We start from the raw sequence: 13,449 nt of genomic DNA on the forward strand, positions 1-13,449 counted from the left end.
CCGCACCCCACCCCCTTTGCGGTTAGATTTTTGATGTCTCAATGAATGACCGCCAGGGTTAGATTTCTTAATGTCTCAATAGGCAAACTAAGGAGCGCAGGCTTCCAGCCTGCATTACGGGCCGCAGGCAGAGTTTGTTGAAAAATCCAGATCGCGGGCGGTCCTAGGTGGGAGCGCGGGCATCTTGCCCGCAAAATGCCTGTCGAGCAAACACGTTTTTGCGGACTGGAAGTCCCCGCTCCAATTGATTTTTCAACAAACTCGGCATCTTGCCTGCTACTTGTGATAGGGATGGTGATGCCGGATGGTCAGAGCCCGGTAAATCTGCTCCAGCAGCACAACCCTTGCGAGCTCATGAGGCAGAGTTATTCGTCCGAAACTAAAGCGAAGTGAGACGTGCGTGGTTTCTACGCCGGCGGGTCCACCCAGGATGAAATCAACATCGCCGTGGACGTTTTCCAGCCACTTTGAAAACTCTTCCGACGTCAACATCTTGCCGGAAGGATCCAGTACGACAGTGGAGTTCGATTGTATTTTCGACGCAAGCTGTTTGCTCTCGGAACGAATCCGCTTTGTCTGCTGGTGATCCTTTAACGGTTGGTCGCGGACTTCGATGATTTCAATGGGCAAATACTTCAGAATGCGAGCCACATAATCCTCAATGGCGGACCGATAATACTCCTTCTTTGTTTTTCCGGGCCACAGGATCCGAATCTTCATAGGAGATAGACCGGATAAAAGGATAAACCGGATAAAATCAAATTATCTCCCCTATCCCCGGAATCCGGTTTATCCCCTTTGGGTGCGGGGCGGAGCCCCGCTTTGGGTTCTCAGCGGTGAAATCACAATCCATATTTGCGCTTTTTCAGCATCAAAGTTTTGCGGTTCATCCTCAGTATTTTCGATGCTTTGATCTGATGTCCTTTGACTTTGCGTAGGACTTCCGCGATGTAGAGTTTTTCTACATCTTCCAGACTCAGCATCTGGTCGGCAAAGTAAGAAAGATTCTCCGTTTGAGAAACGGAGTGTTTCAGAGAAAGATTGAGCGGAGTGATCATATTGTCACAATGAATTACGGCATGTTCCAGCACATTTCGCAACTCACGAATGTTGCCGGGCCATCTGTAATTGCGGAGGAATTCCCCTGCTTCGGGAGAAAGATGGGATTTTTTTCTGTACTTTTCATTAAACTCTTTCAGGAGATTCTGAACCAGAGAGTCGATGTCCTGAAATCTTTCCCGCAACGGAGGAAGATCTATGGATACCCCTGCGAGACGGTAGTAAAGATCTTCCCGCAATTGTTTTTCAACGAGACAAGTTTTTATTGGTTCGCTGCAGGAGGCAATCAACCGGCAATCAACACGATGGGATTTGGAGCTTCCGAGCGGTTCTACTTTTCTTTCCTGAACGAAACGGAGCAGTTTTGATTGAACTGTTATTGCCAGATGATTGATCCCATCGAGATAAACCGTTCCACCCCTGGATAATTGCAGCTTTCCCATTTTGGATTCGGACGCATCGCTAAAAGCTCCTTTCTCGTACCCGAAAAACTCGCTTTCGGCGAGTGAGGAGGGAATGGAGGCACAATCTATTTTTATGAATGGGTGCGCTCGCCTGTTGCTGGCATCATGAATCAGTTCCGCGACAAAATCTTTTCCGGTTCCCGTCTCGCCGGTCAGAAGCACATTCGCATCGGTGACGGCAACGCGCCGGACAACCGCCAAAACGTCCGCAAAAACACGGCTTCTGGTGGTAATCTCATCAAGCAACATACGTTGAGTGGCTATTGACTAGCCGCTGGCCACTTTGGACGAGGGCGCATCGGCCCACAATCTTTCCAGATCATAATACGTTCGTTTATCCGGCGAAAAGATATGAACCACGAAATCGTCATAGTCCATTAAGATCCAGCCATTATCGGAACGTCCTTCCAGGTGATGCGGACGAATACCGGTTGCCGACAGTTTCTCTTCAATACTTTTGGAAATCGTTCGAAGTTGAGGTTCCGACTCGCCGGTACACACAACAAAATACTCAGTGAAAGAAGTGAGCGCCCTAACGTCCAGCACTACGATTTCCTCAGCTTTTTTTTCCTGCATCGAGTCAACAACAATTTGTATTTCCTTTGGAACTCGGATGGCGCTACCTCCTGTATAAGGAATGCTTGTGGATGTATGCTTCGACACCGGAAGACAGCATGGCGGATGCGCTTTTGCCTTCCCGAATTCGTTCACGAATTTCAGTAGAAGAGAACGGCAGATATGGCGAAGAGGAAAAGTGGATTGAATCCTTGAGATCCAACTGAAGACTGATTTCCAGTTGCTCCAAATTCTCTATGAGTTCACTCCTGATGGAACCGCGATTTATGATAATCAATTCACAGGACCTAAGCAACTCCGCCGGAGCGTACCACGTGTGAATCTCAAGGAAAGAATCACTCCCCATTATGAAAAACAAACGATCTTCATTTGCCACGCGCGATTTCAGCTCATGAATCGTATCAACTGTAAAGCTAATATCTCCGCGCAATAATTCCAGCGGTAAAATTTTGAAAACAGGGAAATCTCTTAACGCCAGAGCCAGCATTGCCATTCTGTGAAACGGATTGGTCCGGTTTTGATCCTGTTTGTGCGGCGGAATAAAAGCGGGCACAAACCAGACCGAATCGAGATGAAACTCAGAAGCAGCAACCTCAACAGAGAACGTGTGCGCCAGATGAGGAGGATCGAAAGTGCCTCCCATGAGACCGATTCTGCGCCCGTTCATGTATTTCCAGCAGGGGCATGGTAAACGGTCTTGTTTCGGCCGGCGCCTTTCGCCTGATAGAGGGCCTGGTCGGCAAGTTTGATCAGGCTGTTCACATCACTGACATTCGAAGTTGGGTAGGAAGCAACACCAATGCTCAGCGTAATCGTGCGATCCGGAAGCACGTAAAGTTTGTGAATACCTTCGTGGATTCTTTGAGCCACAGCTCGTGTGCCTTCGAGATCCGTCTCCGGCAGGAGGATGATAAATTCTTCGCCGCCATACCGCGCAACGATGTCTTCTTCGCGGCAAGCGCTCTTCAAAATCTGAGCAGTTTTTCGAAGGACGAGATCACCTTTGTCATGTCCATATGTGTCATTAACGCTTTTGAATTGATCCAGATCGACCATTAATATGGAAAGAGGATGCTTGTGCCGAATGACTCTTTTCCATTCCAGCTCAGCCATCGCTTCAAAATAACGGCGTTGAAACAAACGAGTTAACCCATCCAGAGTGGCAAGTTCATAAAGTGTTGCATTTTCCAACGCCAGGCCGGCCTGTACGGCCAGAGCTTTTACGATTTCTTCTTCTTCCTTTCCGAACTTTGTAAGCCTCTTGCTATCCTCATAAAGAATGCCGATCATTTTTCGGGACGTTCCAATGGAGCGGTAAGAGAACAGGGGAACACAAAAGCCGCTTCCGATCTGAAGGTTCGTGACACTCTTGCTGGAGACCTGGGAAGGGCTGACAAAATAAAAGAGATCCTGCTGATCCACAGCTTTCTGGATAACCGTGTGACTTACGTGAAATTTATCCGGGGTCAGAGTATTCCCTTCTGCATCCCGGCCAATCCTGAATTCCAACTCATCATCCGCGTTGTAGAGCATCACAAAACCGCGCTGCATCTTCGCCAGTTCAATTGCAGCGTCGAGCACAATCTCGAGAGCTCTATCCAGTTGCAACGTGCTGTGGATTCTTCCCGTCAGCTGCAGCAGCTTTTCAAATCTGTGAACCTGCCCCTCTGCTTCCGCCCGAGCTTGTTCGTCCGACTTCATGATGATTCCATTATAACGGACCGCAGGCTATGGAGCGCAGGCTTCCAGCCTGCATTACGGGTCGCGGGCTCTTCCAGCCCGCTCTACTTCGCGCTCATTACTTCCGCAAGTTCGCTTTGCAGTCTTTGCAAAAGTTCAGGTACCCCCTGTCCCGTGAGCGCCGAAATCTCCATGAATTCCAGCTCCCTTCGGGCGGCGAATTTCCGCAATTCCTGAAGCGCCATCGGATCTGCCTGATCGATTTTTGTAGCAACCACAATTTGCGGCCTTTTGGAAAGACCCCGCCCATATTCTGCAAGTTCCTTGCGCAGAATCTGATATCGCTTAACTGGACTCTCATTGCTGCTGGAAACGTCGATGAGATGAAGAAGAATGCGAGTCCGTTCAATATGCCTTAAGAACTGCAGCCCCAGCCCGTGACCCTGAGACGCACCTTCGATCAAGCCAGGGATATCGGCTACTACAAATGTAGTATTATCCGGCATGTTCACCACACCCAGCGCCGGTTGCAAGGTCGTAAAGGGATAGGATGCAATTTTGGGTTTTGCGGCTGAAATTTTGGAAAGGAGCGTTGATTTGCCTGCGTTGGGAAAACCCAGTAACCCGACATCGGCGATCAGTTTCAACTCGAGGTTCAGAATCTTCTCTTCCCCTTCCTCTCCTTCCTGGGCGAATTCGGGAGCTTGAGCAGTAGGCGTGACGAAATGGGCATTTCCCTTTCCTCCCCGCCCGCCACGGGCAATTAGAATGGTTTCTCCCTCATGATCCAGGTCGGCGATCAACTGCTCTGTTTGGGAATCATACACAACGGTGCCGATCGGTACAGGAATCCAGAGATCACTCCCTGATTTGCCGGTGCGATTGGCGCCCTGGCCATGATGCCCTTTACCGGACCGAAAATGCCGCAGATAGCGAAAATCGATGAATGTATTTTTCGAAGAAGTTGCTTTCAGATAGATATCGCCGCCTTTGCCTCCGTCCCCGCCGTCCGGACCACCGCGCGGAACGAATTTCTCACGGCGGAAACTGACAGATCCACGGCCTCCGTTCCCCGCTTGAACGTGGATACGGGCTTTGTCAATAAACATATGGATGGAAGTATAGTACGACGGGATCAGGAAGAGGACGCGGGTCAGACAACGCCCGCGAGAGAAACCCTATTGTTGTAACGGACGCACGCTGATAAAACGACCCTTTCCACCTTTATCTTCGAACTGGACGACACCATCACAAAGCGCAAACAGTGTATGATCACGTCCGACTCCTACGAAGTCACCCGGCTTAAACCGCGTTCCACGCTGACGGACAATAATGGATCCACCGCGGACAAACTGCCCCGCAAATCGCTTGACGCTGAGAAACTTTGGATTGCTGTCGCGGCCGTTTCTTGAACTGCCCTGTCCTTTTTTGTGAGCCATACCTAACCTCCGCCTTTACCAGGTAATCGATTCAATCTTCACGCGCATGTACTGTTGGCGAAAACCGCGTGTACGCTTGTATTGTTTGCGGCGTTTCTTCTTAAAGACAAGAACCTTTTTGTTCTTCCCCTTTTCTACGATCGTGGCTTCTACTCGAGCTGAAGAAGGTACTTTTTTCCCGGCAAAGTATTCTGAATCATTAAACAAGAACAGAATCTGACCTGGATCAATACGCGTTCCCTCTTTGCTTTGATAAATCTCCAGTTTTACGATTTCGCCGGGCGTCACCTTGTACTGTTTGCCACCATTCTCAATAATCGCGTACACGTCTACTGACCTCCAACAGAATTGAAGCAACGAAATATACACAATTGAACCGCACATGTCAAACAAAATGCAGTTTTTAACCGCCAAGACGCTAAGGCGCCAAGATCTTTTAAAGTTGCATGAAAGTTTAATCACCCATAAACTTAGTCAGGGCGATGAAACGGCTCCTTCACCTCTCAGCCAAGACTCTCAAAGTAATTCTACTGTCTGTTTTTTTCCTCACTCTTGCAATTGTCATTTTCTTGAACAGCAACTTCTTTGATTCCTACGTACGCACGCTGATACAGACGAGACTGTCAAAAGTCGTGAAACGCCAAATCCGAGTTGAGTCGGTTTCCTTCAACCCGTTCCGGCTCGACGTCAAGTTGCGGAATTTCTGGATGGAGAACGATCCACGGAGTCCCGATATCCCCTTCTTCACCGCCGAAGAAATCTATGCGCGTGTCTCATGGCGTCAGATCCTTTCCGGACAAATCAAGGTATCGGAAGTCCGGTTGGTAAAACCGATGATGTCCATTTTTATGTACGAGAAGAACCGTGGCGGTGGCAACAATTGGCCGAAGACTGACACAAAGCCAAAAAAGCAGGGCGGAACCCGAGTCGAGATTTCGAAAGTCGACATTGATAACATGACCGTGGTCTTTGAACAACGGCGAATCCCGATTTCGTTTCAAACCCGGGATCTAGAAGCGTTTGTCGAATATGACACCGCGGCAAAGAATCATCTGGTAACCACAACATTCAAAGATGGTTTTCTGAAGATCACAAATTTTGAATTGTTTCAGTTTGATATGGACGCCGTCTACAGACTCGTTGCCGGCCGGATTCTTTTCGAGAAACTTCATTTTCTTTCACCCCGCACGAAATTTTTTATGGCGGGAGAAATGAGCAATCTGAAGGATCCATTGTTTGATATGAGATTCCGCTCGATCATCAATCTGGAACAGGCCCGACAGATGTTTCGTTTCAGTCCGGAAATGTCCGGCACCGGAAGATTTCGCGCTACTTATAGGGGAACTTTTGGAAATTTTCGAATGCAGGGGGATGGGAATTTCCAGAACTTTACTTTTTTTTCTCTTCCCATTCAGACTGCAAAATTCGATCTGGACATGACGGATTTCCAGTTAAAGGTTCAGAACATTCGAGCTGAAATGTTCAAAGGACAGTATTTCGGGACTTTTTCAATCGCTCCACTGAAAGGCAATTCCATTTATCGGGCAGAGGGTAACGTCAAGAACTGGGATGGAATTGCGCTCGGTCAGTATGTTCGGATGAAGGATATGGTAATGCCGGTGCTTGCTTCGGGAAAAGCAGTGATCCGATGGGAGGAATCCGGCGGCACCAGAAACATGACCGGGAACTTCAATTTTCAAATGGAGCCAAAACAAGGCATGCCTTACGATCTGGTGACAGAAGCGGAAGCAACGCGATTTGACAATAGCCTCTACCGAAAACCCTTATACCTGCCATTCACCGGTGAAACTGAATTCCGGATCAGCGGCCGTAAACTGCACGATTTGAAAGCGCATTTTCTAACTCCTTATACAACCTCAGAAATCGATGGAACGATCGATTTTTCAGGACAGGCGGATCTCAACCTTCGCACGAGCAGTAAGAAAATCCCGGAAATGGATTTGCTGTTTCACTACTTGCAATCCTATTTCCGAGGAAGACCCGCCAGCCTGCAGAAATTCTGGGGCGTTCTTGGATCGGCTGATTTCACAGGGAAGCTCGATGGGACAGTATGGTCTCCGTTCGAACCGAGAATTACAGGAGAAGTGGTTGCGCAGAATGTTTTTTATCATGGTGTCACGATGGATACGGTTCGGGGAGATATTCTCTTTCATGACAAGCTCATTGAGATCTTCGATTCCGAAATGACACTGAATGGAGCGAGCGGTGAAGCAAAAGCCAAATTTTATCTGGAAGACAGGAATCGAGGCACACCGGATGCCATGGACTTAAAAGGGTCGGTCAAGAATTTTCCGGCATCTGAAATTGCAAGCGCATTCAACATGAGTCTGCCTGTGAGTGCCCGCGTACAATCTACGATTGAGCTGAAGGGTCCTTTTGGCGAGCTCGAAGGACGCGCGGATTTTGAAACTCTGGAAGCGACAGCATGGGGAGAAAAAATCGACCGGACCACCGGGACCGTCCTGTTCTTTGACGATTCGCTCGGGCTTCGAGAAATCACCGCTCATATTGATGGAGGATTTGGACGCGCTTCCGGCGATCTGATTTACGAAACCGATTACTATAATGTTCAGTTTCTAGCTGAAAATGTACCCATCGAGAAACTGAACGTATTGAAAGAGAATGGATTCGAAATGACCGGAACAGGCAGCGCTCAAGGAAGCGGTAGTGGAACTATTCAGAAACCACAGCTGACCGGTATTATCAAAGTCAATGATCTAACCTACCGCAAAGAATCCTACGGGAATGTTTCTGCAACAGTCAAACTTGAGCCATCGGTTCTGACTCTTGCGGCGACCGGTTATGCGCATGGAGCCGAAAGCAGTGTTCGAGCAACTGTCAAACTGGACGGCAAAATTCCCTTTGAAAGCAAGTTCGATATCCAGAAGTTTCCACTTGAGATTTTCACGCGGACCTATGCGCCTGAAACAAGGAAATTAACAGGACTGCTTGGCGGAAAATTTGACATGACCGGCGCGCTGCATCCGGTGAATATCAAGGAACTTTCCGGATTCCTGGATCTTCTTCAGATCAATTTTGCCGATTTACAGCTCACGCAAGCGGCCCCGATTGATGTCCGTCTCAGCAATGATGTGATCCAGATTCGAAACGCGCTGCTCACGGGAGATCATACGCAACTATCCCTAATGGGTAACATTTATCCAAAGGATAATAGCCGCCTGGCGCTTGAACTCTCCGCTGATGTTGGATTGGAAGTTCTGTCCAAATGGGACGACAGCATTGCTGCCAGCGGACCCAGCACGACAAAAGTGGCAATCTCCGGAACACTCAAGCAACCGTCGCTCAGCGGGGCTCTGGAAATTCGAGAGGGTTCATTCCGTCATGAAAGTCTGCCGAATTCCCTGACCGAAATTCACGCACTCATGACCTTTAAAAACCGGAATATCACTTTACAATCCTTTCAAGCTCTGAGCAGCGGCGGTAAGCTAACAGCGGGCGGTTCCGCGATGTTAAAAGGATACGAGATGGAGAACTTCCGGTTCGATGTGTATGTCGATGAAGTGCGGATTCACTATCCCGAAGGTTTGCGAAGCACGATCAGCGGTGAGTTGCATTTACAAAAGGAAAAGGAAGCGAGCTATTTGACCGGTGACCTGGATATACTCCAGGGCATTTATGTGAGAAGCTTTGAAGAATCACCTTCGATATTTCGATACGCTAGAGTACCGGGGTTCGCGGCTCCCGCTGGAGCGTTTGACGACGTGAAATTGAATATCCATATTGATGCAAACGGATCGCTCCTGGTGAGAAATAATTTTGCAAATATGGAAACTTCAGCCAATCTGAATATTATCGGGACGTTCAACGACCCCGTGATCACGGGTCGTTTGGAAGTTGTGTCCGGTGAGATTACTTTTAGAGACCGCGATTACAGAATTGTGCGGGGATCACTCGATTTCTCCAATCCATACAGGACTGAGCCACAATTGAATTTTGTAGCCGAAACGAGAATTCGCGAATATCAAATCAAGCTGAGCTTCAGTGGAACATTCGACCGCATCTATCATGACATCACTTCCGACCCGCCACTTCCGAGAGATGACCTGTACGCGCTCCTGGGAGCGGGCAGCACACAAAGGGAGACTCAAGGCGCGGGAATTTCAACAGTGCTGCTTGAGGAAGGAGCCGGTATCGTAGCAGCGCCGCTTGCTTCACCGATTGAGCGGGGTTTCCGCAAAGCGTTCGGCTTGCAGCGCTTTCACATTGACCCGACCTATGTTCAAAGCCGTGAAGTTGCTACAGCAAGGATTACTCTGGAGAAGGACATCTCCTCCGATTTCTCCGTGACCTACTCCACAAATCTCTTTACCGTGGCAGAGGAAATCATTCTTTTGCAATACCAATTAACGCAAGAAATTCGCATCACCGCCTCCAAGGATGAACAGGCTCGCTATGGTGTGGATGTCCTGGTTACTAAGACATTCGAGTAGGGTTTCGTTTCACCAATCAAGTTTGCGCACGACCTTTTCTCCCCCTTATAAAGTGGGAGACAGAAGAGGGGGTTGTCCGAAAACCATGAGTTCCAACCTCCCCTTAATCCCCTCCTTCATAAGGAGGGGAAAATCACGCACCAACGCCATATCTATTCTTGTGACCATTCTTCTCTTATCTACCTGGTCTGTTGGTGCGCAGGATTTTGCTGATTTTCAATTCAAACGGATTGGGAAAATCATCCTTCAGGCCGACACACCGGTGGATGAGGAATTGCTGCTTGGTCTGATCGAGCTCACGCCTAACGTGGATATTCTGACTCGATCAAAAATTCGGCGATCGATCGAACTCCTTTATGCCACAGGAAACTTCACCAACGTTCTGGTGGATGCGAATCTGTCGGGGGATCGTGTCGATTTAACCTTCATCCTGCGATCGGTCTACCGGATCGAATCGATCGATCTTGAGGGCGATACCGGGATTAGAAAGGGGAAAGTTCGAAGACGAATGCGCCTGAGAAAATTGGAACCTTACACTCCCGAAGGCGTGCTTTCGGGAAGGGACGATATCCTCTCCGTCCTGCGTGAAAACGGATATTACAACGCTCGTGTTACGCCGGATGTTGTGTTGTTTCGGACGCGTAAGCGCTCAAAGATCTCCTATCTGGTTGTAGCAGGTTTACCCGCGCGCGTTGCATCAGTTGACGTTGAAGGAAAACCGGGTTTTCCGGAGTCCAGAATCATCTCCTTGATGAAATCCAAGCCGGGATCCAGATTCAAAGAACAACACTACACCCGGGACCTGGAGAAAATCGAAGAGTTCTATGATCGCCAGGGCCACCTAGAACACTCAATTCGCGATGAAAAGAAAATCCTGCCACCTCCTGCGGTAAGCATTGGACTCAATATCGATTCGGGGCGGGAACTTGTATTGGAAACCGTTGGATATTCTTTTGATCAGAATCTGCTTCGTGAAAAAGTCCCCATCTGGGTGGAACATAGCTATAACGATGACACACTTGATGAAGGGAAAAGGTCACTTATTGATTACCTTCAGCAAAAAGGTTACTACGAAGCGGCAATTACATGGACAAAAGATACATCGGGAGAAAAAATTCTTATCCGATATGTCGTAGAACCTGGAATCAAATATGCAGTAAGCGAGATTGATATCGCCGGCAATCAAAATATTCCCGATGAAGATCTGCGCGAGGTAATGCAAACCAAAACGAAAGGCTTGTTTGGTGGAGCGCCTCTGGTTTCAAAAGTGTTTGAAGCAGATCAGAATACAATTCTCAGCGCCTACAAGCTGAAAGGATTCCTCTTTGCCCGCTTTACAAAGCGGGAGGTCTTGCGATTCCCGAATGGGAAAATCAAACTGAGCGTGGAACTTGAAGAAGGCCCCAGATCGATTGTCACAGATATCAGGATCCGGGGAAATCAAGTATTCACAACCGAGGAACTGCTGGCGCGTTTTCGGCAAAAGAAGGACCAACCTGTAAGCGAAGCAAAAGTCAAAGCTGATTCTGATTTTCTTATCAGTCTTTATTCTGACCGCGGCTATCCAAGAATGCAGGTGGAAAACCGGCTGCGGCTATCGCAGGATAAAATGCGTGCGTCACTCGAATACAGGATCACGGAAGGAGAACAGGTGTTTGTGGACCGTATCGTATTCAGCGGGAATTATCGCACGAAGCGGGGAGTCATGGAAGAAAGTCTGTTCTTTGAAGAAGATGAACCCCTGAGCCTTCGCAAGATCTCGGAAAGCCAAAGCCGTTTGTACGGATTGAATATTTTTGATCGGGTGGAGGTCGAGATTCCGCGTCCCGATAGTTTGCAGAAGTTTCAAAATGTTTTGATTCGTTTAACAGAATCGAAACCTTATACGATCACTTACGGCGCCGGATACCAGAGCTTTGACCGGTTTCGTGGAATTTTTGGAATCTCAAACAGGAACTGGTTCGGCACTGCGCGAACGATAGCTCTCAATACGCGCGCCGGTTTCAGAGAAGGTCGGGTCCTGATCAGTTATCTCGATCCGCATTTGTTTTTTCACCGTTTGACAAGCGACGTATCGGTCTTTGGCGAATACGGCAAAAGAGAAAGCTTCAGTTTTCGCCGCTATGGATCCAGCTTGCATCTGGAGCGGAAACTTTCTGCGGAGAGCACTTATCAGGAAGTTGGAACTGAACCGGAGCCGTCAAAATCCATCTTTTTACGGTACGTGTTCGAAAACATTGATACTGATGGCGAGCCGGAAGTAGTAGAACCGGAAGATCGCCCGTTCCTTGCAATCCGGATTTCAAGCGTAACATTTGGCGCCGTTCGTGACAATCGCGACAATGCAATTGATCCCGTGTATGGAAATTTCTTGAGTTCCAATCTTCAGTTCGCCTCAAACGTGCTTGGATCTGAAACCGATTTCGTAAAGTCTTTTAGCCAGGCACAGTATTATCTGCAATGGAATCGCACCGTGATTGCCAGTTCATTAAGGCTGGGATTAGCCTGGGGATTTCGAACGACGAACGAGTTGCCACTTTCACAACGTTTTTTTGCCGGAGGTGGCAGAACAATTCGAGGATTCGAACAGGATACAGCGGGTCCATTGGAAAATGGGGTACCAAAAGGTGGAAACATGTTGACGATTTTGAATCTGGAGTACCGGTTTCCCGTTTACAAATCGCTAGGTGCGGTGGTCTTCTTTGACTATGGCACGGTGTTTCCGGAAGTCAGCGACTTTACCCTGGAAGGAATGAGAGAAGCCGCCGGAATCGGCATCCGCTACAAAACTCCGATCGGACCGTTGACGCTGGATTGGGGATACAAACTGGATCGCCAAAGTGGTGAGAGCCCCTCCGAATTTTTTATTTCAGTGGGCCACGCATTTTAATTTTTGAACAGAAGATCGCGAAGGACGCAAAGATTCAATACTCTTCGCGATCTTTGCGTGCTTCTGTTAAATAGTTCTAACCTACTTTTTGCGTGGCATTGGCAACCCGCGCGGGCATTTCTGCAAAGTGCGCGGGGTGATCTCTGTCGGAATGAATGCTTCATCCAATTCGGGCATCGTAGCTGGCAACGCTTCCGCAACGGACAACGGGGTTAACTGCACAATGAAATCCACCTGGCTTTCGCATTGTTCATCGACTTCATCGTAATCGAAAACATTCTCATCATAATCTTCCTGATAACCTGGATCACTTTCCGGATCTTCATAACAATGCATCTTCAACTGAGGTGGAAGTAGCTCACCGGGACGCGTTTTTCGGAACCACGCTCCCACCGGAAGCGGCATCAGTTTTGGTTTGCGCCACTCTTCATACAATGAGGGCCCATTCACTCCCCAGAAACATATATAAACATCAACTCGATATTCATCCTGCGGAATTTCCAGAAAACCTGCGTAGCTGTCTCGCTTGCCGTTCAAATACTCATAACCGCCGCCAATCAAAGCGAACTCACCATCGGGAATCAGGAGCTTCCACGCAAAATGATCAATCCATTCCTCCTGTTCTTCCGGCGACAGTTCTTCGTTCAAAAGGACTCGCAAACGAGTGCCACCCTGCTTGGTAGTCATGCGAATCGGCAAAAAGACACCTTCCTGAACCAGTTGCCGGTATTTTGCTCCGCCGACACTCCTATCCCCCGTACCTCTCAGGTCGATGCTGCAATCGCGGCCCGCCAGATTCCTTGAAGCGAGCATAAAACCACGCGCATCATGAGAAACTCGCAAATCACGCCGGAATGAAATCATGTCAA

The 13,449-nt window shown here is 48.5% G+C and carries 11 protein-coding genes; 2 read left to right on the plus strand and 9 right to left on the minus strand.

From position 1 onward, the window contains the following. Window positions 1-276 precede the first annotated feature (276 nt). From L0156_21865 to rplU, 8 genes are all read right to left on the minus strand, one after another. Window positions 277-720: a 23S rRNA (pseudouridine(1915)-N(3))-methyltransferase RlmH gene (locus L0156_21865; protein MCI0605642.1), complete on the minus strand. Its 444-nt coding sequence runs from the start codon at window positions 718-720 to the stop codon at window positions 277-279. Window positions 721-842: 122 nt separating this feature from the next. Beyond that, a complete protein-coding gene (locus tag L0156_21870; protein MCI0605643.1) occupies window positions 843-1,772 on the minus strand; it encodes a sigma-54 dependent transcriptional regulator in 930 nt (309 codons plus the stop codon). Between the two features lie 18 nt (window positions 1,773-1,790). After that, on the minus strand, window positions 1,791-2,099 hold the full coding sequence (gene rsfS / locus L0156_21875; protein MCI0605644.1) for a ribosome silencing factor: 309 nt from the start codon (window positions 2,097-2,099) through the stop codon (window positions 1,791-1,793). Window positions 2,100-2,142: 43 nt separating this feature from the next. Next, window positions 2,143-2,766, minus strand: coding sequence for a nicotinate (nicotinamide) nucleotide adenylyltransferase (gene nadD / locus L0156_21880; protein ID MCI0605645.1), 624 nt, complete (start codon window positions 2,764-2,766; stop codon window positions 2,143-2,145). Next, entirely contained in the window at window positions 2,763-3,800 is a 1,038-nt protein-coding gene (locus L0156_21885) for a sensor domain-containing diguanylate cyclase (GenBank protein MCI0605646.1), read from the minus strand. Before L0156_21885 ends, nadD begins: the two co-directional genes overlap by 4 nt. 83 nt (window positions 3,801-3,883) lie before the next feature. After that, the gene (obgE, locus tag L0156_21890; protein MCI0605647.1) at window positions 3,884-4,888 is read right to left on the minus strand and encodes a GTPase ObgE; all 1,005 of its coding nucleotides are present in this window, start codon (window positions 4,886-4,888) and stop codon (window positions 3,884-3,886) included. A 69-nt stretch (window positions 4,889-4,957) separates the two neighbouring features. Continuing rightward, window positions 4,958-5,218 carry a 50S ribosomal protein L27 gene (gene rpmA, locus L0156_21895; protein ID MCI0605648.1) on the minus strand — a complete coding sequence of 87 codons (261 nt, stop codon included), beginning with the start codon at window positions 5,216-5,218 and terminating at the stop codon, window positions 4,958-4,960. A gap of 15 nt (window positions 5,219-5,233) precedes the next feature. Beyond that, window positions 5,234-5,545, minus strand: coding sequence for a 50S ribosomal protein L21 (gene rplU, locus L0156_21900; GenBank protein MCI0605649.1), 312 nt, complete (start codon window positions 5,543-5,545; stop codon window positions 5,234-5,236). A gap of 305 nt (window positions 5,546-5,850) precedes the next feature. On the opposite strand from rplU, the gene L0156_21905 reads away from it, so the two are divergent. Both L0156_21905 and bamA read left to right on the plus strand, forming a co-directional pair. Then, window positions 5,851-9,690, plus strand: a complete 3,840-nt coding sequence (locus tag L0156_21905; GenBank protein ID MCI0605650.1) for a translocation/assembly module TamB — start codon at window positions 5,851-5,853, stop codon at window positions 9,688-9,690. Window positions 9,691-9,775: 85 nt separating this feature from the next. Then, entirely contained in the window at window positions 9,776-12,580 is a 2,805-nt protein-coding gene (bamA, locus tag L0156_21910) for an outer membrane protein assembly factor BamA (protein ID MCI0605651.1), read from the plus strand. 81 nt (window positions 12,581-12,661) lie between these two features. Here bamA and L0156_21915 read toward each other — a convergent pair. Further along, window positions 12,662-13,449: hypothetical protein (locus L0156_21915; protein MCI0605652.1), on the minus strand; the 788-nt coding region annotated here is incomplete at its 5' end.

Source organism: bacterium (assembly GCA_022616075.1).
Taxonomy (GTDB): domain Bacteria; phylum Acidobacteriota; class HRBIN11; order JAKEFK01; family JAKEFK01; genus JAKEFK01.

Bases quoted from the DNA above. Each gene is read 5' to 3' on its own strand.
- L0156_21865 (MCI0605642.1), bottom strand. From the start codon at position 720: ATGAAGATTCGGATCCTGTGGCCCGGAAAAACAAAGAAGGAGTATTAT.
- L0156_21870 (MCI0605643.1), bottom strand. From the start codon at position 1,772: ATGTTGCTTGATGAGATTACCACCAGAAGCCGTGTTTTTGCGGACGTT.
- rsfS (MCI0605644.1), bottom strand. From the start codon at position 2,099: ATGCAGGAAAAAAAAGCTGAGGAAATCGTAGTGCTGGACGTTAGGGCG.
- nadD (MCI0605645.1), bottom strand. From the start codon at position 2,766: ATGAACGGGCGCAGAATCGGTCTCATGGGAGGCACTTTCGATCCTCCT.
- L0156_21885 (MCI0605646.1), bottom strand. From the start codon at position 3,800: ATGAAGTCGGACGAACAAGCTCGGGCGGAAGCAGAGGGGCAGGTTCAC.
- obgE (MCI0605647.1), bottom strand. From the start codon at position 4,888: ATGTTTATTGACAAAGCCCGTATCCACGTTCAAGCGGGGAACGGAGGC.
- rpmA (MCI0605648.1), bottom strand. From the start codon at position 5,218: ATGGCTCACAAAAAAGGACAGGGCAGTTCAAGAAACGGCCGCGACAGC.
- bamA (MCI0605651.1), top strand. From the start codon at position 9,776: ATGAGTTCCAACCTCCCCTTAATCCCCTCCTTCATAAGGAGGGGAAAA.